Origin of the sequence: Mesorhizobium sp. M1169 (genome assembly GCF_040318345.1) — a bacterium.
Classification (GTDB): domain Bacteria; phylum Pseudomonadota; class Alphaproteobacteria; order Rhizobiales; family Rhizobiaceae; genus Mesorhizobium.
Map to the genome: position 1 here is coordinate 81,693 of NZ_JAMYME010000011.1, position 24,813 is coordinate 106,505.

21 protein-coding genes are annotated in these 24,813 nt (G+C 62.7%); 10 read left to right on the plus strand and 11 right to left on the minus strand.

Going from position 1 to position 24,813, the window contains the following annotated elements; genetic code table 11:
* Nucleotides 1-67 precede the first annotated feature (67 nt).
* A complete protein-coding gene (gene dksA / locus NKH41_RS13910) occupies nt 68-484 on the minus strand; it encodes an RNA polymerase-binding protein DksA (RefSeq protein ID WP_023674847.1) in 417 nt (138 codons plus the stop codon).
* 260 nt (nt 485-744) lie between these two features.
* Here dksA and NKH41_RS13915 point away from each other — a divergent pair, with 260 nt between their 5' ends.
* The 6 genes from NKH41_RS13915 to NKH41_RS13940 all read left to right on the plus strand — a co-directional run bounded on the left by NKH41_RS13915 (nt 745) and on the right by NKH41_RS13940 (nt 7,291).
* The gene (locus NKH41_RS13915; RefSeq protein WP_352613780.1) at nt 745-1,248 is read left to right on the plus strand and encodes a SixA phosphatase family protein; all 504 of its coding nucleotides are present in this window, start codon (nt 745-747) and stop codon (nt 1,246-1,248) included.
* Nucleotides 1,249-1,310: 62 nt separating this feature from the next.
* A complete protein-coding gene (locus tag NKH41_RS13920; protein WP_352770352.1) occupies nt 1,311-2,789 on the plus strand; it encodes a YcjX family GTP-binding protein in 1,479 nt (492 codons plus the stop codon).
* A complete protein-coding gene (locus NKH41_RS13925; RefSeq protein ID WP_352770349.1) occupies nt 2,786-3,880 on the plus strand; it encodes a YcjF family protein in 1,095 nt (364 codons plus the stop codon). The genes NKH41_RS13920 and NKH41_RS13925 overlap by 4 nt, the downstream gene beginning before the upstream one ends.
* An 87-nt stretch (nt 3,881-3,967) precedes the next feature.
* Nucleotides 3,968-4,522 (plus strand): hypothetical protein, encoded by a 555-nt coding sequence (locus tag NKH41_RS13930; RefSeq protein WP_023674843.1) that lies wholly within the window; start codon nt 3,968-3,970, stop codon nt 4,520-4,522.
* Nucleotides 4,523-4,886: 364 nt separating this feature from the next.
* Nucleotides 4,887-6,722: a monovalent cation:proton antiporter-2 (CPA2) family protein gene (locus NKH41_RS13935; protein ID WP_352682898.1), complete on the plus strand. Its 1,836-nt coding sequence runs from the start codon at nt 4,887-4,889 to the stop codon at nt 6,720-6,722.
* Nucleotides 6,723-6,742: 20 nt separating this feature from the next.
* Nucleotides 6,743-7,291 carry a DUF924 family protein gene (locus tag NKH41_RS13940; RefSeq protein ID WP_352471797.1) on the plus strand — a complete coding sequence of 183 codons (549 nt, stop codon included), beginning with the start codon at nt 6,743-6,745 and terminating at the stop codon, nt 7,289-7,291.
* 24 nt (nt 7,292-7,315) lie between these two features.
* Here the strand turns inward: NKH41_RS13940 and folK are convergent, their stop codons facing one another.
* Genes folK through folP form a run of 3 tightly spaced genes read right to left on the minus strand, consistent with a single transcriptional unit; the run spans nt 7,316 to nt 9,032 of the window.
* Nucleotides 7,316-7,840, minus strand: a complete 525-nt coding sequence (gene folK, locus NKH41_RS13945) for a 2-amino-4-hydroxy-6-hydroxymethyldihydropteridine diphosphokinase (protein WP_352471720.1) — start codon at nt 7,838-7,840, stop codon at nt 7,316-7,318.
* Complete coding sequence (gene folB / locus NKH41_RS13950) at nt 7,824-8,183, minus strand: dihydroneopterin aldolase (RefSeq protein WP_352471721.1); 360 nt, start codon at nt 8,181-8,183, stop codon at nt 7,824-7,826. Before folB ends, folK begins: the two co-directional genes overlap by 17 nt.
* Nucleotides 8,184-8,186: 3 nt before the next feature.
* A complete protein-coding gene (folP, locus tag NKH41_RS13955; RefSeq protein WP_352502492.1) occupies nt 8,187-9,032 on the minus strand; it encodes a dihydropteroate synthase in 846 nt (281 codons plus the stop codon).
* Nucleotides 9,033-9,128: 96 nt separating this feature from the next.
* Here folP and NKH41_RS13960 point away from each other — a divergent pair, with 96 nt between their 5' ends.
* Nucleotides 9,129-9,746, plus strand: a complete 618-nt coding sequence (locus NKH41_RS13960) for a DUF922 domain-containing Zn-dependent protease (protein WP_352770346.1) — start codon at nt 9,129-9,131, stop codon at nt 9,744-9,746.
* Between the two features lie 200 nt (nt 9,747-9,946).
* Nucleotides 9,947-11,428: an MDR family MFS transporter gene (locus NKH41_RS13965; RefSeq protein ID WP_352770343.1), complete on the plus strand. Its 1,482-nt coding sequence runs from the start codon at nt 9,947-9,949 to the stop codon at nt 11,426-11,428.
* Between the two features lie 27 nt (nt 11,429-11,455).
* Here the strand turns inward: NKH41_RS13965 and NKH41_RS13970 are convergent, their stop codons facing one another.
* The 3 genes from NKH41_RS13970 to NKH41_RS13980 all read right to left on the minus strand — a co-directional run bounded on the left by NKH41_RS13970 (nt 11,456) and on the right by NKH41_RS13980 (nt 13,353).
* The gene (locus NKH41_RS13970) at nt 11,456-12,484 is read right to left on the minus strand and encodes an NAD(P)/FAD-dependent oxidoreductase (protein WP_352770340.1); all 1,029 of its coding nucleotides are present in this window, start codon (nt 12,482-12,484) and stop codon (nt 11,456-11,458) included.
* Between the two features lie 82 nt (nt 12,485-12,566).
* Nucleotides 12,567-12,887, minus strand: coding sequence for a 2Fe-2S iron-sulfur cluster-binding protein (locus NKH41_RS13975; RefSeq protein ID WP_023674833.1), 321 nt, complete (start codon nt 12,885-12,887; stop codon nt 12,567-12,569).
* A 97-nt stretch (nt 12,888-12,984) separates the two neighbouring features.
* Nucleotides 12,985-13,353, minus strand: coding sequence for an Hpt domain-containing protein (locus tag NKH41_RS13980; protein WP_292660938.1), 369 nt, complete (start codon nt 13,351-13,353; stop codon nt 12,985-12,987).
* Nucleotides 13,354-13,638: 285 nt separating this feature from the next.
* On the opposite strand from NKH41_RS13980, the gene NKH41_RS13985 reads away from it, so the two are divergent.
* Entirely contained in the window at nt 13,639-20,025 is a 6,387-nt protein-coding gene (locus NKH41_RS13985; RefSeq protein WP_352770337.1) for an apolipoprotein A-IV repeat region-like domain-containing protein, read from the plus strand.
* A gap of 131 nt (nt 20,026-20,156) precedes the next feature.
* Nucleotides 20,157-20,612 (plus strand): macro domain-containing protein, encoded by a 456-nt coding sequence (locus NKH41_RS13990; RefSeq protein ID WP_352448960.1) that lies wholly within the window; start codon nt 20,157-20,159, stop codon nt 20,610-20,612.
* A gap of 41 nt (nt 20,613-20,653) precedes the next feature.
* Here NKH41_RS13990 and NKH41_RS13995 read toward each other — a convergent pair whose 3' ends face one another.
* Genes NKH41_RS13995 through NKH41_RS14010 form a run of 4 tightly spaced genes read right to left on the minus strand, consistent with a single transcriptional unit; the run spans nt 20,654 to nt 24,736 of the window.
* On the minus strand, nt 20,654-21,307 hold the full coding sequence (locus NKH41_RS13995) for an ABC-type transport auxiliary lipoprotein family protein (protein ID WP_051406244.1): 654 nt from the start codon (nt 21,305-21,307) through the stop codon (nt 20,654-20,656).
* 37 nt (nt 21,308-21,344) lie between these two features.
* Nucleotides 21,345-22,718, minus strand: a complete 1,374-nt coding sequence (locus NKH41_RS14000) for an MlaD family protein (protein ID WP_352448731.1) — start codon at nt 22,716-22,718, stop codon at nt 21,345-21,347.
* A 13-nt stretch (nt 22,719-22,731) separates the two neighbouring features.
* Nucleotides 22,732-23,550 (minus strand): ABC transporter ATP-binding protein, encoded by an 819-nt coding sequence (locus tag NKH41_RS14005; RefSeq protein WP_352613792.1) that lies wholly within the window; start codon nt 23,548-23,550, stop codon nt 22,732-22,734.
* A gap of 1 nt (nt 23,551) precedes the next feature.
* Nucleotides 23,552-24,736, minus strand: a complete 1,185-nt coding sequence (locus NKH41_RS14010) for an ABC transporter permease (protein ID WP_352540617.1) — start codon at nt 24,734-24,736, stop codon at nt 23,552-23,554.
* Nucleotides 24,737-24,813 lie beyond the last annotated feature (77 nt).

A 24,813-nucleotide genomic window follows, 5' to 3' on the forward strand; every position in this document is an offset into this window, starting at 1 on the left:
CAATGAAAATGGCCGGAAAACCGGCCATTGTGAACGCTTTACCGATGCCGCTGTTTTTCCCGGCGATTCAGTCGTCGCGGTAGACCTTCTCGCGCCGCTCATGGCGCTCCTGTGCCTCGATCGACAAGGTGGCGATCGGGCGCGCGTCGAGCCGCTTCAGCGCGATCGGCTCGCCCGTCTCCTCGCAATAACCGTAAGTGCCTTCGTCAAGGCGCTGGAGGGCCGAATCGATCTTGGAGATGAGTTTTCGCTGGCGATCGCGGGCGCGAAGTTCGATGGCGCGGTCGGTTTCTGAGGAGGCGCGATCGGCGAGGTCGGGGTGGTTGGCGTTTTCCTGCTGCAGGATTTCGAGAGTTTCGCGCGCTTCGCGCAAGATGTCGTTCTTCCAGGTGACGAGCTTCATGCGAAAGTAGGATTTCTGCCGCTCGTTCATGAACGGCTCGTCTTCGGAGGGTACGTAATCGGCGGTAACGATGTCGTTCATTCGACTCACCCAACAAACCCCAAATTTGGCGCCTATATATTCGCGGACCGAAAGCTGCACAAGGTCAATCGACGACAGTTTCACGCAATTGTTAGTCTCGGACAAAACGGCATCGGCGATGCCCTTTTTGCGAAGAATACGACCGAATCCGTACATGATTCGCTATGCTTGAGGGGCGCTTGCCATTGCGCACGGAGCTCTTCTGATGGCAAATCCTGCGGCGTGCTGACGGGTTCGGTGCCCGGCACAACGGGGATCCGGTGACCAGACTGTACCTGCTGAGGCATGCGAAGGCCGGCTGGGCGCTGCCTGGCGTGGCTGACTTCGACCGCCCGCTCGATCCATCCGGCTTCGCCGATGCCGAAGCGATGGGCGTCCTGATGCGTTCCCGCAAATACGCACCGGCCCTCACCCTTTGCTCAAGCGCCAAGCGCGCCCGCCAGACGCTGGAAAGCCTGGCTGGCCACACGGACACGGGCCGGGTGCTGTTCTGTGACACCCTCTACAGCGACGATGCCGCCGCGTACCTCACTGCCATCCGGCAGAATGGCGGGCTGGATGCCTTGCTCGTCATCGGCCACAATCCGATGATTGAGGATCTCGCCATGGCGCTCTCAGGCGACGGCAACGAGACCGCGCGGGCCATGCTGAACCACGGCTTCCCGACCTCCGCACTTGCAGTGGTCCGGTTCAACGGCAGACTTGCCGAGGCTGCGCCAGGCACCGGCTATCTCGAAGCCTTCTTGACGCCTGCCGATATCTGAGGCCATTTCAAAGCCGCGCATCAAAGCCTATATCGGATGCTGACCGGCCCGCGAGAACAGATTTGGCATCATCGCTGACGACTTTTACCGACGAGGCGAAGATTGCCTTGGATACGTTGTCAGGCCGCGCTGCCGGGCTTTTCGCTCCGTCGCTGCGTCTTGGCGTGACTGGGCTGTCCCGCGCCGGCAAGACCGTGTTCATCTCGGCCCTTGTGCACAATCTCGTCCATGGCGGACGCTTGCCGCTGTTTGAGGCACAAAAATCGGGGCGCATCGCCCGGGCTTTTCTCGAAGAGCAGCCGGACGACGCGGTACCACGCTTCCAGTACGAGGATCACATCGCGGCTCTTGTCGACGATCGCGTCTGGCCGGATTCGACGCGTGCGATTTCCGAACTGAGGCTCACCATCGAATACGAATCGGCCTCTGGCTGGAGCCGCATGTTTTCCGCCGGCAAATTGTCGGTCGACATCGTCGATTATCCCGGCGAATGGCTGCTCGACCTGCCGCTGCTCGGCAAGTCCTACGCCGATTTTTCGCGTGAGGCCTTCGAGATGGCCGTGTTGCCGGTGCGTGTCGACCTTTCGCGGGAATGGCGGGCGCTCTCCGATCCGGTCGACCCCAACGCCGAGGCCGACGAGATGACGGCGCGCCGTCTCGCTGAGAGCTTCGCGGCCTATCTCAAGGCCTGTAAACTCGACGAGCGGGCGCTTTCGACCTTGCCGCCCGGCCGCTTCCTGATGCCCGGCGATCTTGAAGGCTCGCCCGCTCTCACCTTCGCGCCGCTGCCGAATCTGGGCGGCCGGCGCGCCCGCTCGGGATCGCTGCAGGCTATGATGGAGCGGCGCTACGAGGCTTACAAGACGCATGTCGTCAAACCGTTTTTTCGCGAACACATCACGCGTCTCGACCGCCAGATCGTGCTGATCGACGCATTGCAGGCATTGAATGCCGGCCCCGGTGCGATGGCCGATCTAGAGCGCGCGGTCACCGAAATCCTGTCCTGTTTCCGGCCCGGCCGGGGCAATTTCCTGACCGACCTGTTTTCGAGGCGTATCGACCGTATATTGGTGGCCGCGACCAAGGCCGACCATCTGCACCACGAAAGCCACGACCGGCTGCAGGCGATCGTGCGGCGGCTAGCCGACCGAGCCGTGGCGCGGGCGAATTTCACCGGCGCCGACGTCAACGTCGTCGCTATGGCTGCCATGCGCGCGACCCGGGAAGGCACGGTCAAGCAGGGCCGCGAGACTTTGCCGGTCATTATCGGCATGCCGTTGCGCGGCGAAAAAATCGATGGCGAAACCTTTGACGGAAAGACAGAAACAGCCATATTTCCCGGTGACTTGCCGGAGAAAGTTGATGCGGTGTTCGATGTTTCCGAATCGACCCGCCGGCAGAACGATGACGACCCCGCGATCCGCTTCGTGCGCTTTCGCCCGCCGAAACTCGAGCGCACCGCCGAGGGCGTGACGCTGTCGCTGCCGCATATCAGGCTCGACCGCGCGCTGCAGTTCCTGATCGGAGATCATCTCGCATGAGTGCGCCCCGCAGACCGGCGGCCTTTCGTATAGAGCCGGAGCCCCAGCAGAAGGAAGATTCGACGGCTCACCATGCTGCGTCCGGGGCCGCGCCGGCGCGAAAGCCGCGTACCGTGACGGCGGATCTTGCCGTGGTCACACCGGCGGAGATCGACGTCTTCGACGAGCCTGATATCGTCGCCGCCGAACCGCCGCCGGCGATTGCGCCGCGAAAACGTTCGCTGCTTGGCAGCCTGTTCTTCGGCGCGCTGGGCGTTCTGGTTTCGCTCGCCGTCGGCCTCTGGACCGACCAGCTGATTCGCGACCTGTTCGAGCGCGCCGAGTGGCTGGGCTGGCTGGCTGCCGCTATGGCCGCGATCGCCATCCTGGCGCTTCTGATCATCCTCGTGCGCGAATTCATGGCGATTGCCCGCCTTGCCGAGGTCGAAAAGTTGCAGAAGCGGGCGCTCGATGCGATTGCCCGTGACGATCCGAAGGCCGCCCGCGCCGTGGCCGACGAGTTGTCGGTCTTTGTCTCGGCCAAGCCTGAAACCGCGGCCGGCAGGCGCTCGCTGGCCGAATTGCGCGGCGAGATCATTGACGGCGGCAATCTGGTGCGGCTGGCCGAGACCGAGATACTCGGCCCGCTCGATGCCCGCGCCAGGGTGATGATCCTCGAAGCGGCGAAGCGCGTCTCCCTGGTGACCGCGGTCAGCCCCCGCGCGCTGGTCGACGTCGCTTATGTCGTGTTCGAAGCCGGCCGGTTGATTCGCCGGCTGTCGGAACTTTATGGCGGCCGCCCCGGCACGCTTGGCTTTTTTCGTCTGGCGCGCAGCGTTCTGGCCCATCTCGCGGTCACCGGGTCGATCGCCGTCGGCGACAGTTTCGTCCAGCAGATCGTCGGCCACGGCCTTGCCGCCCGGCTCTCGGCCAAGCTCGGCGAAGGCGTCGTCAACGGCATGATGACTGCGCGCATCGGCATTGCAGCGATGGAAACCGCAAGGCCCCTGCCCTTTTACGCGGTCAGGCGGCCCGGATTGGGCGATTTCCTCTCCGCGCTGACCTCCTTTGCAGCAAAGAAAGAAAAAGAAACATCCGCTTCCGGAACGTGACTATTGCCTTGGGGTGACAAAGCGTTAACCAATCTTGTCCATGGTCGGAAGCGTCCAAACCAGTCTCTTTGTTGCCGGGTGTCGTCGATGAAAAGCGTTATTCTGTCCAGCGGGCTGCCCGTGGCGCTCGCGCTTGTCGCAACCGTCGGCATTGCCGGAAAGACCTCGGCGGCGGAACCGGACAAGCAGTTCTTTCGGTCGGTCGAAGGCAAATGGGTCGGCCCCGGGGAAATCGTTGCCGGCAAATACAAGGGCACGAAATTCACCTGCAGCTTCATCGGCTCGACGCCTGACGGCAAGGTCGGCATGTCGCTCGACGGCGGCTGTCGGGTAGGCATGTTCACCCAGCAGATGTCGGCAACGATCGAACACAAGGGCCGGCAGGGCTACAAGGGCAGCTTTATGGGCGGGGCCGCCGGCTCCGGCCTCGACATTATCGGCGGCAATGTCGTCGATGCGCACAAGGTGGTTTTCACCATCAATCGCAATCAGTTGCGCGGCGTGATGCAGGCGCTTGTCCCCGACGACAATTCGATGACAGTGACCGTTGCCGTGCGCGTCGACCAGCAGCTGGTCCCGGTCATCGGCATGAAGCTGAAGCGGATCGATGCAGTCGAGGTCGGCTCCATAACTCCGAACTGACTTTCAGCGTGAGAAGGGCGGCGGCCAAACGGCGCCGCCCTCTTTTGATTTGCAAATAAATGCTCAGCCTTTGATCGCGGCAATCACCTCGTCATAGGCCTTGCAGGCCTCGGCTGCTGTCGTGCCGCCCTGATACTTGGTTGTCACCGCCTGAAAGGGCCGCGACTTGATCGTCGCTCGCCCTTCACTGGCCGAAGCCGGGCGTCCTTAGCGCCGGATTGCTGGAACAAGCAACGCGCGGGAGCCCATTATCCTGTTCAGTGCGCCTGCAATATCGCCTTCACAACGCGCCGGATTCGCACTGTTCGATCCGCCCCGAAGCCCCTATCTTGGCCGCTTGTTGCAAGAGAGCGGAACGGCAGGCATGGCGGCAGAGGCATCAAACGGCGATCTGATCCAGGTGGTGGCGCTGCTTGCCGCCGGCGTCGTTGCGGTGCCGATCTTCAGGCGTATCGGACTTGGCTCCATCCTCGGCTATTTGACGGCCGGCGTCGTGATCGGTCCGTTCGGGCTGCGCATTTTTTCCGAATCGGAAGCCATTCTTCATGTCGCCGAACTCGGCGTCGTCATGTTCCTGTTCATTATCGGGCTGGAGATGCAGCCGTCACGGCTATGGGGCATGCGCCGCGAGATCTTCGGGCTTGGCGCACTGCAGGTCGGCGTCTGCGCGGTCCTGCTGACCGGCGTCGGCCTGGCGGGAGGTTTCCCGATCGCGCAATCCTTCGTCGCCGGCGCCGGTTTCGTACTCACCTCGACGGCAATCGTCATGCAATTGCTGGAAGAACGCGGCGACCTGGCCACGCCCAAGGGCCAGCGCATCGTCTCGGTCCTGCTTTTGGAAGACCTGGCCATCGTGCCGCTGCTGGCGCTGATCGCCTTCCTCGCGCCGGGCGGCGCCGACATGAGCCTGTCGGATCGGTTGACGGAGGTCGGCATCGGCCTTGCCGCGATCGTCGGGCTGGTGCTTGCAGGACGCTATCTGCTCAATCCGTTCTTCCGTATCCTGGCGGATGCGCGCGCCCGTGAGGTGATGACCGCAGCCGCCCTTCTGGTCGTGCTCGGGTCGGCGCTCGCCATGCAGCTTTCCGGCCTGTCGATGGCGATGGGCGCCTTCCTGGCCGGCGTGCTTTTGTCGGAATCGACCTTCCGCCATCAGCTGGAGGCGGACATCGAACCGTTCCGTGGCATTCTGCTCGGACTGTTCTTCCTCGCCGTCGGCATGTCGCTCGACCTGCATGTGGTCGTCGTCAACTGGCAGCTCATTGCCATCTATGTCGTCGCCTACATGATGATGAAGGCGATCGGCATCTATATCGTCGCCCGCATTCTCAAAACCGGCCACCGGGAAGCGCTCGAGCGCGCGGTCTTCATGGCGCAAGGCGGCGAATTCGCCTTCGTCCTCTATTCCGCAGCGGCGGCTGTCGGTATCATCGATAGCCAGGCCAATGCGATGCTGACCGCCATCGTCATCATTTCCATGGTGCTGACGCCCTTAGCGATCATAGCATTGCGGTATCTGACGCCACGCGACGAGCAGTCGCTTGAAGGCGTCGATGTCGCCGAAGGCCTGACCGGCAGCGTGCTGATCATCGGCTTTGGCCGGTTCGGCCAGATCGCCAGCCAGCCGCTTTTGTTGCGCGGGATTGATGTGTCGATCATCGACAATGAGGTCGAGATGATCCAGGCGGCGGCCGATTTCGGCTTCAAGGTCTATTACGGCGACGGCACGCGGCTGGACATCCTGCGTGCCGCGGGAGCCGGGCGCGCACGCGCCGTGCTGATCTGCGTTGACAAGCCCGATGCCGCCGTGCGCATCGCCGAGCTCATCAAGGCGGAGTTTCCGTTGCTGACGGTGCTGGCGCGGGCTTTCGACCGCGGCACGGCATTGCAGCTCATTCGTGCCGGCGTCGACTATCAGCTCCGCGAGACGTTCGAATCGGCGCTTGTCTTCGGCGGCTCGACACTGGAAGCTCTCGGCGTCGATCCGGAAGAGGTCGCAGAGGTAGTCGAGGACGTCCGCCGCCGCGATGCTGCCCGTTTCGAACTTCAACAGGCAGAAGGCATCCGCGCCGGGCGGCGCTTCCTCAAAGGCAATATCGGCACCCCCATCCCGACGCCGCTCAGCACGCCACGGCGCGTGGGCCAGGCGCTCAACGAGGAGACCGCCGGCGTGCTGCAGAAATCCGAACCCGCCGATTAAACGTTGGAAAGACGCGAATGATGAACGAACTGGACGACCGCGCTGTCTCCATCACCAGATTCTGGCGCGACGCCGGGGAGGACGCGTGGTTCGAGAAGAACGACGCCTTTGATGCCGACTTCCGCACCCGGTTTCTCGATCTGCACTTTGCCGCCGCCCGCCGCGAATGCGACGGCTGGTCCGAACACGCCGAAGGGTCGCTGGCACTGATGATCCTGCTCGACCAGTTTCCGCGAAACTGCTTTCGCGCCACCGGCCACATGTACGCCACGGACCCGCTGGCGCGGCATTTCGCCGGGAAAGCGATCGCTGCCGGCCATGACCTGGCACTCGACGAAGAGCTCCGCGTTTTTCTCTATCTGCCCTATGAGCATTCGGAGGACCTCGCCGATCAGCTCAAATCGGTAGAGCTTACCGCCGCCAAAGCCCCGATCTATCTGAAATATGCGATCGAGCATCGCGACATCATCCAGCGCTTCGGCCGCTTTCCGCATCGAAACAGGATGCTTGGCCGCGAGACGACACCGGACGAACAAATGTTCCTCGACGGAGGTGGGTTCTCCGGCTGATTTCAGGCACCGATGGCGACAGCATCAGGTTTTCCACCAATCCCGGCCTGACGCCAGCCGTTCAATGCCCGATGTGTCGACGGCGGCCAGCCGCTCCGATACGCTCTTGCCGTCGACCACAAGCTCCGGCGCAATTTCTGCCAGCGGCGCCAGCACGAAGGCGCGCTCCAGCATGCGCGGATGCGGCACCTCCAGTCCGGTCTCGTGGATGATGCGGTCGCCGAACACCAGAATGTCGATATCGATCAGGCGTGGACCCCAGCGCTCCTCGCGCACCCGCTTCAGTTTTCGCTCGGCGTCGAGGCAAAGGTCGAGCAAAGCCCGTGGCGCGAGCGCGGTCGAGATTTCGGCCGCCGCGTTGAGGAAATCCGGCTGATCGAGCTTGCCCCAGGGCGGCGTGCGGTAGAGCGACGAAACGGCAACGACGCGCGTTCTCTCGTTGGCATCCAGAATGCCCAGTGCCGCAGCCATTGACTTCGCCGGATCACCGAGATTGCCGCCAAGGCTGAGATAGACGGTGTTGTTGTTGTTACTATTCTGGCCAGACAACGGTCACCTCGACATGATCGAGCACACCCGGCACCGGGGCGTTCGGCTTGCGCACGGTGATCTCGGCCTTTTTGATCTGCGGAAACCGCGCCGTCAGCGCCCTCGCCACTTCGAGCGCCAGCGCTTCGATCAGAAAGCGCCGTTCGCCGGTAATGATCTTCTCGATGACCGCAAAGGCGATGCCGTAATTGACGGTGTCCTCGATGGAATCCTCGACCAGCGCCCGCCCGGGATCCACCATGAGTGCCGCATCGACATAAAAGCGCTGGCCGAGCGTCTCTTCTTCGTCCAGCACACCGTGCCGGGCAAAGAAGGCGCAGTTCTTCATGCGGATGACATACATGGCTCAGCTTTCCCCGATCTCACGTGCCAGCATAGCATCGGCGATGGCCAGCGCATCCACGTTGATTGCGACATCGTGGACGCGAAAGAGATGCGCGCCTTTGAGCCTCAGGATGACGCTGGTGGCCGCGGTCCCGGCGCCTCTTGCGGCTGCGTCGCGGCCGGTGACGGTGCCGATAAAGCGCTTTCGCGATGTGCCGGCCATCAGTGGAAAACCCAGCGCATGAAGCTCGGAAAACCGTGCCATCAGGTCAAGATTTTCCGCTGCCGTCTCCTTGGCAAAGCCGAAGCCCGGATCGAGCACGATATGATCGTCGGCAACACCGCTCCGCCGCGCGATTTCCAGCGACTTCCTGAGGAAGAAGAGCTGATCGGCAATCACGTCGGGCAGTTTCTGCCGGTCCCGTCCCGTGTGCATGACGACAAGGCCAGCGCCGGTTTCGGCCGCGACGCGGGCAATGCCCGGCTCGCGCTGCAGGCCCCAGACGTCATTGACGATATGCGCGCCGGCTTGGACGGCAAGCCGGGCCGTATCCTCGCGATAGGTATCGACCGAGATCAGCGTTCCGCCGGCCTTCACCAGCGCCTCGATGACGGGCAGTATGCGGGTTTGTTCCTCCTTTGCGGAGACCGCAGACGCCCCGGGACGTGTCGATTCTCCGCCGATGTCGATGACGGAGGCCCCCTCCTCGACCATGCGGCGCGCCTGGGCCACTGCTTTTTCCGGCGCATCGAACAGGCCGCCGTCGGAAAAACTGTCCGGCGTGATGTTGAGGATGCCGACGACCACGGCCTTGCCGCCAAGGTCGACATGGCGTCCGTGCGCCAACTGCCATCGCCCTGTCATCATTGCCCATCAACCATGTTCGATCCCGCGGCGTGGCGGGGGATCAATTCCGTTGCGCCGAGGACGGCGGTAAAGCAAGGTGGGCAAAGAGGCAACACGATGAAACGATCCCTCCTTTGCGCCCTGATGCTCGCTCTGACCGCATTCCCGGCCGGCGCTGCAACGCTCGTCAAGACATATAGTTATTTCCCGATCGGCGGCAGGACGCTCGACGACATCGAGACCCAGCTGTCGAAACTCGGGCCTCAGGTGAAAAGCACCGGGTCGCGGCATCCGGGAGCTACCCAGATGGCGTTCACCACCCGCGTCAGCTATGCGCAAAAGCCGGGCTCGTGCTGGATTGCCGACGCTGTCGTCACCGTCAAGGTCAAGGTCATCCTTCCTGAGTGGCGCCGCCCGCGCAAAGCCGATGCCGGCGTCAGGCTGTTCTGGGATACGTTGTCCGCCGACATCAAGCGCCATGAGGAACGCCACGTCGAGATTGCCAAGAACCACGGCCGCGAACTAGAAGACGCCTTGAAGGCGAGCTACCCGGAAAAGACCTGCGAACTGGCAAAGGCCAAGGCCGCAAAAATCACTGCGGCCATGCTTGCCAAACACGACCAGGACCAGATGCGCTTCGATCGTGTCGAAAGCGCCAATTTCAAAAGCCGCATCCTGCGGCTTTTGCACTATCGCATCGAGCGCATTGAGAACGGCCGGCTCGCTCCCGGCTGAACTCCGCGTCGTCGGACAAAGCCAATTTTGCCGAAACATAGTGCCAGCTTCGGAAAACTTTCGAGCCGCTGTCGAAATCGGCCTATAGCGAACGACATATGCCAGGTTCGCAGGGATCAGCCTCCGGCAACGCCAATCGGCGTACTAGATGCTTCCCAGCCCGTCGCGGACGTGCACGCAGGCATAATGGATGAACGGATATGGACCAGACTGTCGACAAGCAAACGATGGTGGAAACCAGCGCGCCGCTGACCGAAACCGAGAAAAACGCCATCATCGGCGGCGTGCTTTTGTCGATGTTGCTGGCGGCGCTCGACCAGACCATCGTCGCGCCGGCGATGCCGACGATGGCACGTCTGCTCGGGCATGCCGAATATCTGCCATGGATCGTGACCGGCTATCTTCTGACCGCGACCGCCGTGGCGCCGCTCTACGGCAAGATCTCCGATATTTATGGTCGCCGGCCGACCGTCTATGCTGCAATCCTGATCTTTCTCGCCGGCTCGCTGGTCAGCGCCGCGGCCCCCAACATGCTGGTCCTGGTTGTCGGCCGGGCGATCCAGGGCGCCGGCGGCGGCGGTCTGTTCGCCCTGACGCAGACCGTGATCGGCGACCTCGTGCCGCCGCGCGAGAGGGCCCGATACGCCGCCTGGATCTCGGGCACATGGGCCGTCGCCAGCATCGCCGGGCCGCTGCTCGGCGGCACCTTCGCCGAACATCTGCATTGGTCGCTGATCTTCTGGATCAACATTCCGCTCGGCCTGCTGGCCATGGCGATCATCAACAACCCGCTCAAGAAGCTGCCGATCGCCGCAAAACATCACCGCATCGACGGCGTCGGCGCGCTGCTTCTGGTCGCGGCCACCTCGCTGCTGCTGCTTGCCTTGAACTGGGGCGGCAGCGAGTATCCGTGGCTGTCGCCTGAAATCCTTGGACTGCTCGCCTGCTCGGCGGTGTTCTGGAGCGCGTTCGCGCTACGGCTCATGCGCGCGGCCGAACCGCTGATCTCGCTCGAAGTGCTCGGCAATCCGATCGTTCTCGCCGGCACATTGTCGATGTTCCTGCTGCAGGCCGCCAATGTCGGCTTGTCGGTCTATCTGCCGGTCTACCTGCAATCGGTCGTCGGCCTGTCGGTCAGTCAATCGGGCACCGCGTTGCTTGGGCTGATGCTCGGCACGGTGGCCGGTGCGACCTTCAGCGCGCGAATGATCCCGCGCTTTTTCCACTATAAGCGCATTGCCATGATCGGAACTGTTTTCTCGATCCTGTGCCTCGGCGTGCTCAGCCTGGTCGCCGGGCATGCCTCACTGTTGCTCGTCGAGGTGTTGACGACCTGCGTAGGCCTGGGCACAGGCACGACCTTTCCGGCTGCCACCGTCTCGGTCCAGAACGCCGTCGATCGCATGCACCTTGGCGTGGCGACCGGCGTTCTCACCTTCCTCCGCTCGCTGGGCAGCGCGCTCGGCGTCGCCATGCTTGGTGCCGTCGCCCTTGGTTACGGCCTGCCGCTGGCCAGCGAAGGCATGCAGCCGGCCGGCCATATCGCCTCGGCCATGCCGTTCGTGATGATCTTTCTTGCCGCGGCCGCGATCTTGCTGTTGTCGCTCATCACGCTCTGGCTGATGCCGGAGAAAACGCTTCGCGGCCATGCCGAAGCGGTGGCTCCAGCCCTGGCGGAGTAGACCGGCCCGACAAAAATATGGCGAGGTTCAGTCGACCACGCCGAGCTTCTTCTGCAGACTGGTTGACGAGGTCGTATACTGAAAAACGATGCGCTCGCCGGGGCTGACGATGCGCTTGGCCGCTTGCGCCATCAAGGCGACCTCGTGGAAGCCCGACAGGATCAGCTTCAGCTTGCCGGGGTACCAGTTGATGTCGCCGACGGCGAAGATGCCGGGCACCGACGTCTGGAATTTTTCGGTGTCGACCGGGATCAGGTTCTCGTGGAGGTTGAGCCCCCATTCGGCGATTGGGCCGAGCTTCATCGTCAGGCCGAAGAACGGCAGCATCCGCGTGCACGGCACTTCGACATCGCCCTCCGGCCCCTTGATCGTGGCCGAGACTAGCTGGCCGTCGCTGCCGGTCAGGCCAGTCACCTGTCCAACCTGGAATTCCAGCTGCTTCATCTCCTGCATGGCATACATCTTGTTGACACTGTCGGGCGCTGCGCGGAATTCGGGCCGCCGGTGCACCAGCGTCACGCTCTTGGCGACCGGCTGCAGGTTCAGCGTCCAATCGAGCGCCGAATCGCCGCCGCCGACGATGACGAGGTCATGGCCGCGAAAGTCCTCCATCCGGCGCACCGAGTAGAACACGCTCTTGCCTTCATAGGGTTCGATGCCTGGAATCGGCGGCCGCTTCGGCTGGAACGAACCGCCGCCGGCGGCAATCACCACAATTTTGGCTTCGAACACCTCGTTTTCGTCGGTAATGACGCGGAAGCTGCCGTCGTCCAGCCTTTCCAGGCTCGAAACCATGCGGCTATAGGTGAATTCGGGCTTGAACGGCGCGATCTGCTCAAGCAGCTTGTCGACCAGGCCTTGCGCCGAGATCGAGGGCCAGCCCGGAATGTCGTAGATCGGCTTTTCCGGGTAGAGTTCGGCGCATTGCCCGCCGGGCCGGTCGAGTATGTCGATCAGATGGCACTTCATGTCGAAGAGGCCGAGCTCGAATACGGCAAACAGGCCGACAGGCCCTGCCCCGACAATGAGTACGTCCGTCTTGGTGATAGCGGTCATGAAGCATGCGCCTTTATGGGAAAACGGCGCGACACTGCATGACCATTGGTCCGCTGCCAAGCGGCAGCCGCAAAAATCGGCTTCAGCCCTGGCGGGCCGGCACGCGCACGACCAGCCCGTCGAGAGCGTCGCGCACCTTGATCTGGCATGACAGCCGCGAGTTCGGCTGGACCTCGTAGGCGAAATCCAGCATGTCCTCTTCCATGGCTTCCGGCTCGCCGACCTCCGCCGTCCAGGCTTCGTCGACATAAACATGGCAGGTCGCGCAGGCGCAGGCGCCGCCGCATTCCGCTTCTATTCCCGGCACCGCATTGCGGATCGCATTTTCCATGACGGTCGAGCCGTTTTCGGCATCCACGTCAAAATGCGTGCCGTCATGGGCGATGAAGGTCAGCTTGGTCATTTGTCACCTGAAGGGAGTCTGAGCCGACATAATCACTCTGCCGGACAAGTCAACTGCGGCGCGAAAGCGCCCGTGCGTGGCGTCTTTGGGATAAGTCCTATCGGCTGATGGCGGCGACGAAGTCGCGCACTTCTTCGATCAGCGAGCCAAGCCGCTTCAGCGTGCTGGCGTCTTCGGGCCGGCATTCGATCGCGCTGGCGCAATCGGCAATGGCGAAGGCGCCGACCCCGCGCGCCGAGCCTTTGAGCCCGTGTGCCAATAGCAGCCGCTGCCTGACATCCGCATCGACGATCTTGTCGCGCACCGACAGCGCCTGCTGCACGAACAGAGCCAGGACCTCCTGCTCGAGGCTCCGATCGCCCATCGTCTGGCGCGCAAGATGCGCCAGGTCGATCGGCCGCGCCCCGGCTGTCCCCGACACGTCGCCACCGGGCATCGAGAAGGCAATGCCGTTTTCGCCACGTATCACTTTGAGACTCCGTTCTTCGACCGCCGCAAAAACTAGGCGTATCCGGTGGACAACGGGTTAATGATTGGCCCGGAAAAATGTCGCGATAACGGCGCCGGAATCACGGCTGTGTTAACCTTATATTTAAAGTTTTACGTATCGGGCGGAATGCATGTTTTCTTTACCCGGCTGTGTCATTACGATACGACAGGTCCATTTTCAGCCTCCTGCGCGGGACACGCTAGGCAGAATCAATAAGCAGAACCATAAGTCCCGCGGCAGCTTGTACAGGGTAGCGAAGGCATGGCGAAGAAACCAACGACGACAAGAACGCTCGACAGCGACGTAGCCAGGGAACTTGAAAAGGCACTTGATATCGATCTGAGCGGCGATGCCGGCGGCGACTTCGACATGGCTGCATCCATGGAAGATCTCGAAGCGCAAATATCGCAAGCCGCCGACGAACTGGCGCGCGAAGGTCGCAGCCAGAACGAAGCGCCTGCCCCGGACCAGACCCAGAACGCGGCACCTGCCGCCAATCAAAGCCAGATCGCAAATCCCGCGCCAAAGGCCAAGCCGGCTGAGTTGCGTCCTGTCGCAACGCGCAATGGCTCGCAGCCGGCAGCTTTCTCGCCGGCCAACGACGATCGTCAAAAAGACTATAAGACGCTCCTGCACACCCTCAATCGCCGCGCCTCGAACACGATCTACTGGGTCGTGGCTTTCGTTTCGCTGGCCTGGATCGCCGGCGCTGGCGGCCTTGCGAACCTGTTGTTCGGACCTGGCATCTGGAACATCCGCACCTTCGATCAGTTTTTCGCCCGTCCGGAGCTGATCGGCCTGGCGGTAGCGGCAATCGTGCCCGTCATCCTGTTCTGGGCATTCGCAGTGATGATTCGCCGCGCTCAGGAGATGCGCCTTGCCGCGCAGTCGATGACCGAGGTGGCCTTCCGTCTGGCCGAGCCGGAAAATCTTGCCCAGGATCGCGTCATGATGATCGGCCAAGCGGTTCGCCGCGAGGTGGCAGCCATGGGCGAAGGCATCGAACGCACGCTTGCGCGTGCCGTCGAGCTCGAAACGCTGGTCCACAGCGAGGTGAACCAGATCGAGCGCTCCTATTCAGAGAACGAGTCCCGCATCCGCTCGCTGGTCGACGGGCTGGGCAGCGAGCGCGAAGCGGTCGTCACCCATGCCGAGCGCGTGCGCGCCTCGATCACCGGCGCCCACGAGACACTGAAAGACGAGATCAACGCCGCCAGCGATATCATTCGCGACAGCATTCTCAACGCCTCGACCAAACTGTCGATGACGATCAACGAATCCGGCGACACGCTGATCGACAGGATCAACGGAAGCTCGATGTCGATCTTCGATTCGGTGGAAGGCCGGCTCGAATCGATCACCGATCGGCTGTCGACGTCGGGCGAGGCCTTCGCCAGCCTGCTCGACACCCGGATCGCCAAGCTGACGGACACCACCGACGGCCTGACGCGGTCACTGACCGACCTGCTCGACGACCGCACGAGCGGCATGGTGTCGCTGCTCGGCGGTGCCGCTCGCACACTCAATTCGGAATTCGAAGCCAGTCTCAACGGCATCGAACGGACGCTTGCTGAACGTGGCCAGGCGCTGATCAGCGAGTTCCAGACCCGCGCCGAGGCGCTCGACACCGGCACGCAGAAGCTCAACGCCGCGCTGGAGGCTCGCGCACGCCAGATCAACGAGACGCTGGTCGAGCGCGCGCGCGAAATCGCCCACACCTTCCAGGATAGCAAGGAGACGCTGTCGGCGATGATCGATCAGGGCAAGACCCAGATCGGCGCCGACATGGCCGATATCATTTCATCGACCTCGACCATGCTTGAAGCCCGCGCCGGCGATTTCGCCGGGCGCATGGAAGCGGCGCGCCATGTCGTATCGCGTTCGTTCGATACGGACATCGAGCGGCTTGCCGATGCTCGCGCCGGCATCGAGGAAGCCGTCGAGAACCACAGCCGCAAGCTTTCCGAAAGCCGCGACCGGATGGCGGCGGCAATGCAGGCCGATCTGGCGAAGTTCGCCGAAGGTCGCGCCGAAATCGACGCAGCGGTGGCTAACCAGGTGCAGAAGCTAGCCGAAGGCCGCGGCCTGATCTCGCGCGCCCTTGAAGAGGATCTGCGCAAGGTCAATGAATCGCGCGCAGCGATCGACGCTTCGCTGGGCAGCCATCTCGAAAGCCTTGAAGAGGGTCGCAACAGGCTTGCCCAGGCCTTGAACGAAGACTCTGGAAAACTCGTGCAAGCCCGCACGATAATTGATGAAATGGTTGCCGGGCATGTCGGCAAGCTCGCCGAAGGCCGCAGCATTCTTTCGCGCGCGCTCGAGGCCGACCTCGGCAAACTGGCAGAGAGTCGCGCCAGCATCGACGGCCTCGTCGCCGGTCAGGTCGAAAAGATCGCCGAGGGCCGCGCCATACTCGCCAGTGCGCTGGAAGCCGACATTGCCGGCATCAATGGCCTCATCGAGGCCCATTCGGCGAAATTGGCGCAAGACCGCAGCGGGCTTTCCCAGTCACTCGATAACGACCTGTCCGACATCAGGAGCCTGATCGCCGATCATTCGGGCAGGCTCGCCGATGATCGCAGCCTGCTTTCGAAGACGCTTGAAGACGATCTTGCCAAGCTGGCCGAAAGTCGGTCGAGCATCGACGGGCTGGTTGCCGGCCAGGTCGAGAAGCTGGCCGAAGGCCGCGACATCCTCAAGCGCGCGCTGGAATCGGACCTGAACGCTATCAAGGGCGTCATCGCCGGCCAGTCCGAAAAGCTGGCGGAAGACCGTGGCCGGTTGTCGCGGGCACTGGAGAGCGACCTGCAGGCCGTGCGGGGCGTTGTCTCCGATCACATGAACAAGCTCGCCGAAGACCGTTCGACCCTTTCGAAGGCGCTCGAAGACGATCTCGCCAAGTTGGCCGAAAGCCGCTCGAGCATCGATGTGATGGTTGCCGGCCAGGTCGAAAAGCTGGCAGAGGGCCGCGACATCCTCAAGCGTGCGCTCGAAGCCGATCTGAGCACCGTCAAGGGCGTCATCGCCAGCCAGTCCGAAAAGCTGGCGGAAGACCGTGGTCAGCTGTCGCGGGCACTGGAGACCGATCTCGAGACCGTGCGGGGCGTCGTCTCCGAACATATGAACAAGCTTGCCGAAGACCGTTCGGCCCTGTCGAAAGCGCTCGAGGACGATCTTGCCAGGCTGGCAGAGAGCCGTTCGAGCATCGACGGGCTGGTCGCCGGCCAGGTCGAGAAGCTGGCTGAGGGTCGCGACATCCTCAAGAGCGCCTTGGAAGACGATCTTGCCAAGCTGGCCGAAAGCCGCTCGAGCATCGACGGACTGGTTTCCGGCCAGGTCGAGAAACTGGCCGAAGGCCGCGATATCCTCAAGCGCGCCTTGGAGGCCGATCTCAACACGATCAGGGGCGCCATCGCCGATCAGTCGCAGCTATTGACCGATAATCGCGCGCAGTTTTCGCGTGCGCTGGAAGCCGATCTCGGCAACGTCAACAGCCTTGTCGCAACCCACGCAGAGAAGCTCGTCCAGGACCGCTCGACCCTGTCGAAGGCGCTCGAGGACGATCTCGCCAAGCTGGCCGAAAGCCGCTCGAGCATCGATGGGCTGGTCGCCGGCCAGGTCGAGAAACTGGCGGAAGGCCGCGACATCCTCAGGCGCGCGTTGGAAGCCGACCTGGAGAGGCTTGCAATGAGCCGCAGCGAGGTCGACGAGATTGTCGCCGGTCATGTCGGCAAGCTGAGCGAGGGCCGCGACATGCTGACCCGCGCATTGCAGGACGATCTCTCCAGGCTCGCCGAGACGCGCAAGGATGTCGACCGTTCGCTGTCCGGCCATATCGATCAGATCGCCGCCAGGAGCACCGACATCTCTGATGCGATCGCTGCGGACGTAGAAAAGATCGAGCAGGCGTTCAGCCGGCAGACAGGCATCATTGAAGAGCGCGCCAGCACAATGGAGCGGGCGCTGTCGACGGGTGTCGACAATGTGCGCAGTGTGCTCGAAAGAAGCGCGGTCTTCGTCGCCGGCGCGCTGCGCGAGAAGGTCATGGAAGTTACCAGCGCGCTGCATGAGCAGGCGGGCGCGGCATTCAGCGATGCCGACCGCAAGATCGCCGAGCGCGCCGAGCAGACCTCGGCCGCCCTGCTCGCCAGGGCGGAGGACATCGCCCGCACCTTTGAAGAGGCGGATCGTCGCCTCGCCGCCCGCGCCGAGGATACGTCGAGCGCACTGATTGCCCGCGTCGACGACACGTCGAACAGCTTGCTCGCGCGTGCCCAGGAAACGGCCGATCAGCTGGCAGCCAGAGCAAATGAGATTGCCGGCACCTTCGACGCGGCGGACCACAGGCTGGTCTCTCGCGCCATCGAAACGGCCCAGTCGCTGGCGGCACGTGCCGGCGACATCCTGCGCAATTTCGAAACAGCCGACGAGCGGCTGGGCGTGCGCATCGGCGAATCCGCCGAAGCGCTCGCGGCACGTGCGTCGGATCTCGGCCGCATTTTCGATGCCGCCGACCAGCAACTTATTTCGCGCATTGCCGAGGGCTCCGAAGCACTTTCGGCCCGTGCGTCCGAGATCGGCCGCATCTTCGAGGAGGCCGATCATCGCCTGGTGTCCCGTATCGCTGACAGCAGCACCGCAATCGGCGAACATGCTGACACCATTGTCGGTGCCTTCACCAGCACCGAGCAGCGGGTTGCCGAACGCGCCAGGCAGACTGGCCAGGAACTCGCAGTCCATGCCCGTGAAATCGAGCAACTGCTTGCCGGTGCCGACGAACGCCTGGCATCGAGTGCTGCCGCCACTGCGGCCCGCGTCGAGGAGCAGGTCGCCAGCGTCGAGAACCGCCTCGCTTACTCCGCCGAGACAATGGGCCAAAAGCTCAACGAACAAGTCTCGGGTGCCGAAGCGCAACTGGTCTCGCGTGCCAACACCATCGCCGAAACCTTCACCGCGGTCGGCCAGCATATCGGTCAGAGCACCAATGACGCTGCAAAGACCATCGGTGCCAATACTCGCGAGCTCAGTACGATGCTTGCGGCCCGTTCGGCAGAAATATCGAAAATCCTGGACGAGACGGCGCGGCCTCTGGTCGAGCGCTTCGCCCAGGGCGGCTCCGAGCTGCAAAAGAGCATGGAAGAGGTCACCGAACGTGCGACCGAGAAGCTGCGCAATCAAAACGCCGCCCTCGTCGACGCCATCGCCAGCCGCACGGCCGAAACCCTGTCGGCCGTCGAAGGCGCGCGCTCGACGCTTGCCGACAGCGTTGCCGACCTCATCGGCCGCATGACCACCTCCAGCTCGCAGCTCGGTCAATTGATCGAGCAGGCGGCGACCAATCTCGGCCAGGTCGACGAACGCCTGACCGGGAGCACGCAAAGCTTCGCGGCGACCACGGAAAAGACCGCGCAGACCTTCGCCAGTTCGGCGCGTCTGGTCGATTCGAACACGACGCGGCTCACCGAGCTGTCGTCGTCGACCTTACGCGAGGTTGCTTCAATCGCCACCAAGTTCGACGAGCACAGCCGGTTGCTTTCCAGTGCCTCGGACCTGTTGAGCTCGGCCCAGAGCAATCTTGAGCACACGCTCGAAAGGCAATCGTCGCTGGAGGACCTCGCCGTCGGCCTTGTCAAGAAGTCGGAAGATCTCGAAAGGGTCATGCGCTCGTTCGAGAATTTGGTCGGCCAGACGCTGCAGAACGCCGAGGGCAAGACGCTGGAATCCGCCGACAAGATCCGTACCGCGATTTCCGAAGTGGTCGATTCGGCAACCAAGCGCTTTGCCGATGCGACCGAGGAGATGCGGCGTACCGCCGGCTCGATCAAGAGCGAGCTCGACCTCACCCGGGCCGAGCTTAAGAAAGGCGTCATCGAGATGCCGGAAGAGGCAAAGGAATCAACCACGGCTATCCGCCGTGCCGTTTCAGAGCAGATCAACGCGCTGAAGGAACTTTCTGAAATCGTTGCGAAATCTGGCCGCAGCGCCGACAGTTCGGAACAGCGCAACCTGCGTCCGGCGCCGCAAGCGCCTGCCGCACGCCCCGCCGAACCGCCACGTCGCCCGGCTCCGGCTCCCGAACAGCGCCGTGCACCGCAGGCGCCTTCGGGCGAGACGGCGCTGCGCGGCACGCTCGACCTCGAACGTCCGGCAGACCAAGCGCCGCGCCAGCGCGACCCCAACGGCCGCACGCCGCAGGGCGGTTGGGTGCGCGACCTCCTGACCGGTGCATCGCGCGAAGACGACGCCAAGCCGGCAGCGCCTGCCGAAGCGCCGCGCCCGGCTCCCGCTGCGCGTTCGCCGCTTCATGTCGTGGAATCGCTGAACTCGCTCTCGGTCGATATCGCACGCGCCATCGATCACGACGCCTCGATCGAGTTGTGGAACCGCTACCGGCGCGGCGAGCGCGACGTCTTCACGCGCCGACTTTACACGCTGAAGGGCCAGCAGACGTTCGACGAGATCCGCCGCAAATATCAGTCAGAGGCGGAGTTCCGCGCTGCTGTCGATCGTTACTGCGACGATTTCGAAAAGCTGCTCAAGGACGTGTCGCGCAACGACCGCGACAACATCATGGCGCAGACCTACCTGACGTCGGACACCGGCAAGGTCTACACCATGCTTGCCCATGCCAGCGGCCGTCTGCACTAAGCGGCGGGACAGGAAAACAGAAAGTGCACTCTGCCCTTTCTGCTTAGACCCGATACTGAAAAAGATAGTCCGCAAATCTCCTGATTTGGTCGGATGTTTGCGTCCAGAGCAGAGGCCGGTATCTCGTGGCAATGCAGACAATTCGCGGTGATCTGCTTCAGCTTGCGCTCGACGGAACGTTCGATGTCATTGTGCATGGATGCAACTGCCAGTGCCAGATGGGCAAAGGAATTGCTCTTTCCATAAAGCAGCGTTTTCCCGAAGCATATGCTGCGGATTGCGCGACATTGAAGGGTGACCCAGCCAAGCTGGGAAGCATATCCGTTGCCGAAATCAAGCGAGGCAGCCGCATTTTCCATGTTGTCAACGGCTACACTCAGTTCCATTGGCAGGGCAAAGGCGTGAAAGCCGACTACCAGGCAATTCGAAAAGTCATGCAGGCCGTCAAAGGTAAATTCGCGGGCAAAAGAATCGGCTACCCGAAAATTGGCGCAGGGCTGGCTGGAGGTGATTGGGAAACCATAGCCTCAATCATCAACGATGAACTCGCGGGCGAAGATCATACGCTTGTCGAATACGCTCCGTGAGCTGCTTCGGTCTCCAGCCGCCTCACAGCAGCTAGCCCGGTTCAGATCACGGTGTCCGTCCAGCGGACGATTTGCCCGGCCGCATCGCCGAACGCGGCATCGAGCGCGCCGACATAGGCCTGGTTGCCATTGCCCGAAACGGGCGCGATGGCGCTAAACGTCTTCGAAGCGCGCACTTCACCGTTGCGGTCATTCAATAGGCGCACGAACAGCTCGACCTCGGCATGTTCGCCCCCATCGACACGCACCTCGAACGAGCGGATCTCAACGATCACCTGATAGTCGATCGCCAGCCCCTCGCCTGGCTTGCCGACGCCGGTGAAGCTGCCCGAGCGCTGGAACGTCTCTGCCAGCCGCGCCTGTACGATCATCGGCAGCCGGTCGGCCCATTGCGCGCCCTTGAGATACTGGATCGATCGCGGCGATGGCTTGATGACGATGTTCTGGCTGTCCAGCGCCTTGAGCGCCGATGGCTGGGCGATGAGGATCTGGCGGCGGCTGTGGGCACGCGCTTCCAGCGACGGCGCCGAAAGCTCGAACGTATCCAGCGGCGCCGGCTTGCCGCCCAGCGCCGCGCAGCCGGCGAGCGAAAGCGCCAGCAGTGCCGCTCCGGCCTTGAACCCACTCGATCTGACGCTGCCTGAACTGATCGACTTCAAACGCGATCCCCCCCGGATCGTGGAAACAACGCGCATCCGCAAGCTATGTTCTTGCGGTGGGCGCAGGCCGAAGTCAACGGCGCACCCTGCCGTCGAACTGCCGGACCTCACCCTCGCCGCCGGACAGGATCCGCTGTGGATTGCGGCTGAGGTCGGTCACCGCCTCTTCGATGCGGTTGATCGAACGACGGCTGTCCTGGACCAGCGATTCGACGTTTTGCAGCCCCTGTCCCGAGAACCGCGCCAGATTGTCGGTGATGGTGCCGAGGCGGGCGTTCAGCGTGTCGGCGACCTGCTTGAACGATTTGAGCGTCGCCCTCGCATCGGCCATGACGCCGTCGGCCTGACCGGAGCCGAGCAGTTTGTCGACCTTGGCAAGGATACCGTCGACTCGCACCGAGGCATCGTTGAGGCGTCCTGCGAGCTGGTGCGCGTCTTTGATGGTTTCATCGATGTCGTCGGCTCGGTTTGCGAACTTGTTGGTCACCTTGGCGATGTCGGCGGCAGCCTCGTTGGCGTTTTCGCTGGCCTTCTGGATATTGGCCAGCGCGGTGCGAACCTCAGCCGGATCGATGCCGTCGAGAACGCCGTCGACCTTGGCCAGCGTGCCTTGCGTCTTCTGGGCGAAGTCGTTGATCGAGCCGACCGCGGTGTCCACGTTCTTGATGACCGTGTCGAACTGCTTGCTGGTTTCCTTCAGGTTGGAAGTGACTGTGTCGACATTGGCGACGATGCTCTTGATCTGGTCCTTGTCGACGGCGTTGAGTAGCCCTTCCGCCGCCTTCAGGGTGCCGTCGAGCTTGCCCGAAACACCCTTCAGTTCGTCCGCCAGCGAGCTGACGCTGGCCAGGAACTTGTCGACGCCGTCCGCATTCCTGGCCAGTGCATCGGAGAAGGTCTGGACATTGTTGACGGTTTGCGTCAGCGGCCCGCGAACATCCTTGGTGAAGCCTTCGAGCTCCGAAAGGACCTTGTCGGCGCGGGTGAAGATGTTCTGCGCCGTTTGCAAAAGGTTGGTGACCGCCGACGGATTGGCGACGATCTCGGCGACCTTGCCCTCCGCTTCCGCCTGGTCGAGAAGGTTCACTTCCTTGGGGTCGGCGCCCTTCAATTCGATACTGGCCTGGCCGGCGAGGCTGACGATCCCGATATCGGCCTGCGTCGACTTGGTGATCGGCGTATTCCGGCCGATCTCGGTGTCGGCGATGGCGGCGGTCGGATTGTTGACGTCGATATAGACGCGCTTGACCTCACCGACCCTGACGCCGTTGAACAGCACGAAGCTGCCGCGGCCAAGGCCGGAAGCCGAGCCCGGGATGCGCACGCGCAGCATCGCCGTCTCACCCCTGTCGCCGATCGCGGCCGTCCAATAGACGAAAGCGAAAGCCGCGAGGATCGCGGCCAGCGTGAAAATGCCGACAATGACGTAGTTGGCCCTGGTTTCCATTGCTCACTTATGGCTATGCGCGCGCCGCAAGATCAAGTTGCCGGGCGCGTTTTCCGCGGAAATAGGATTTTACCCAGGGTTCCTCGCTCCTGAGCATGTCGTCGATCGTGCCCTCGACCAGCACTTTCTTTTTGCCAAGCACCGCCACGCGGTCGCACGCCGTAAACAGCGTGTCGAGATCGTGCGTGACCATATACACGGTCAAATCCATCGTATCGCGCAGCTTGACGACCAATTCGTCGAACTCAGCCGCGCTGATCGGATCGAGCCCGGACGTCGGTTCGTCGAGAAAAACGATGTCCGGGTCGAGTGCCAGGGCGCGCGCCAGCGCAGCACGCTTGATCATGCCGCCCGAGAGCTCGGAGGGGAATTTCTGCGCCGCATCCGGCGGCAATCCGACCAGCTCGACCTTGAGCATGGCAAGTTCGTCCATCAGCTTCTTCGGCAAATCGAGATATTCGCGCATCGGCACCTGAACGTTTTCGAGGACCGTCAGCGCCGAAAAAAGGGCGCCATGCTGGAACAGCACGCCAAGCCGCATGTCGATGCGAAGGCGCTCCCTTTCGGTTGCCTTCTCGACGTCGACGCCGAACAGTTTGATTGTTCCCGATTGCTTGCGCGTCAAGCCAAGGATGGTGCGCAAGAGAACAGATTTGCCGGCACCGGAGGCACCGACGAAGCCGAGAATCTCCCCGCGCCAGATATCGAGCGACAGTTTGTCGAGAACGACCTGATCGGCGAACGACACCGTGACGTCGTGCGCCGACAGCACGATCTCGTCTTCTTTGGCTTTCGCCGCCACCTTGGTCGTGTTTGTGCCCGGCAGCGCCATCTCAGAACTCGATCGCTGCATAGAACATGGCGAAAAGCCCGTCGAGGATAATGACCACGAAGATCGACTTCACCACGGAGGCGGTCACATGCTGGCCAAGCGATTCGGCGCTGCCGCCAACCTTCATGCCCTCGACCGAGGCAATTATGCCGATGATCATGGCCATGAACGGCGCCTTGATCAGGCCGGCAAAGATGGTGCTGAGGTCGATTGCGACACGCAGCCGGTCGATGAACGCTGCCGGTGCAATATCGGAGTAGAGCCATGCAGCCAAAATGCCGCCGCCCAGTGCGGCAAAGTTGGCGATGATCGTCAGGCAAGGCAACGCGACGACCAGCGCGACGAGCCGCGGAAACACCAGCACGCCGATTGGATTAAGGCCGATCACCTTCAGCGCATCGACCTCCTCGCGCATCTTCATCGAGCCGATCTCGGCGGTGATCGCGCTACCGGAGCGGCCGGCGATCATGATCGCCGTCATCAAAACGCCGAGCTCGCGCAGGATCAGCACCCCGACCAGGTCGACGACGAAGATGTCGGCGCCGAAATAACTGAGCTGATAGGCGCCTTGCTGGGCGACGATCGCACCGACGATGGCCGACATCAGCACGACTACCGGTATGGCGCCGACACCCATGCGATCGATCTGGTTGAAGATCGCCGCCATGTTGACGGCATGGCCGCGGCCAAGCTTCATCTGAGAGCCGCGTATCGTGGCGCCGAGGATATTCATTGCGGCCAGGAAATCGTCGCGCATCTCATAAACGCGCCGACCTACCGCCTCGAGCCCGCGAATGATGAAGTTGGGCGGCTTTGCCGGACCTGATTCGGGCTCGCGACGAACGGCGTCCCCGACGGCGCCAAGCAGGATCGAGGCGATCTCGCTCTGCCCCTGCATCGTGATCTCGACGCCCTTTTTTTCGAAGCTGCTGACCAGGCGGTCGATCAGCCACGCCCCGGCAGTGTCCATCTTCTCGATTTGTGAAAGGTCGAGCGCCAGCGTCTTGAAGCCGCCGCGCTTCTCGATCTTGCGCATCTCGGCATCGACCAGCGCCACGGTACGTGTCGTCCAGGTTCCCGAGAAAGCGCAGCCGAGAACGTCGCCCTCCTCGCCGATCGCGATGCGCGGCTGGTGGTCGGGCTCCTTGGCAGGGCCGCTTGCGTCGCGTTTGCGGATGGTCAACATGGCGTCCTGTTTAGCCTGACGGGGCCGACCTGTCGATTTGCCGATATCCCCCTTGTTGCACAGCCGGAGCAGAAAAA

Excerpts from the sequence above, each read along its gene's own strand:
- dksA (WP_023674847.1), bottom strand. The coding sequence starts at position 484 with ATGAACGACATCGTTACCGCCGATTACGTACCCTCCGAAGACGAGCCG.
- NKH41_RS13925 (WP_352770349.1), top strand. The coding sequence starts at position 2,786 with ATGAGTGCGCCCCGCAGACCGGCGGCCTTTCGTATAGAGCCGGAGCCC.
- NKH41_RS13930 (WP_023674843.1), top strand. The coding sequence starts at position 3,968 with ATGAAAAGCGTTATTCTGTCCAGCGGGCTGCCCGTGGCGCTCGCGCTT.
- NKH41_RS13935 (WP_352682898.1), top strand. The coding sequence starts at position 4,887 with ATGGCGGCAGAGGCATCAAACGGCGATCTGATCCAGGTGGTGGCGCTG.
- NKH41_RS13940 (WP_352471797.1), top strand. The coding sequence starts at position 6,743 with ATGAACGAACTGGACGACCGCGCTGTCTCCATCACCAGATTCTGGCGC.
- folB (WP_352471721.1), bottom strand. The coding sequence starts at position 8,183 with ATGTATGTCATCCGCATGAAGAACTGCGCCTTCTTTGCCCGGCACGGT.
- folP (WP_352502492.1), bottom strand. The coding sequence starts at position 9,032 with ATGATGACAGGGCGATGGCAGTTGGCGCACGGACGCCATGTCGACCTT.
- NKH41_RS13960 (WP_352770346.1), top strand. The coding sequence starts at position 9,129 with ATGAAACGATCCCTCCTTTGCGCCCTGATGCTCGCTCTGACCGCATTC.
- NKH41_RS13965 (WP_352770343.1), top strand. The coding sequence starts at position 9,947 with ATGGACCAGACTGTCGACAAGCAAACGATGGTGGAAACCAGCGCGCCG.
- NKH41_RS13970 (WP_352770340.1), bottom strand. The coding sequence starts at position 12,484 with ATGACCGCTATCACCAAGACGGACGTACTCATTGTCGGGGCAGGGCCT.
- NKH41_RS13975 (WP_023674833.1), bottom strand. The coding sequence starts at position 12,887 with ATGACCAAGCTGACCTTCATCGCCCATGACGGCACGCATTTTGACGTG.
- NKH41_RS13985 (WP_352770337.1), top strand. The coding sequence starts at position 13,639 with ATGGCGAAGAAACCAACGACGACAAGAACGCTCGACAGCGACGTAGCC.
- NKH41_RS13990 (WP_352448960.1), top strand. The coding sequence starts at position 20,157 with ATGCAGACAATTCGCGGTGATCTGCTTCAGCTTGCGCTCGACGGAACG.
- NKH41_RS13995 (WP_051406244.1), bottom strand. The coding sequence starts at position 21,307 with ATGCGCGTTGTTTCCACGATCCGGGGGGGATCGCGTTTGAAGTCGATC.
- NKH41_RS14000 (WP_352448731.1), bottom strand. The coding sequence starts at position 22,718 with ATGGAAACCAGGGCCAACTACGTCATTGTCGGCATTTTCACGCTGGCC.
- NKH41_RS14005 (WP_352613792.1), bottom strand. The coding sequence starts at position 23,550 with ATGGCGCTGCCGGGCACAAACACGACCAAGGTGGCGGCGAAAGCCAAA.
- NKH41_RS14010 (WP_352540617.1), bottom strand. The coding sequence starts at position 24,736 with ATGTTGACCATCCGCAAACGCGACGCAAGCGGCCCTGCCAAGGAGCCC.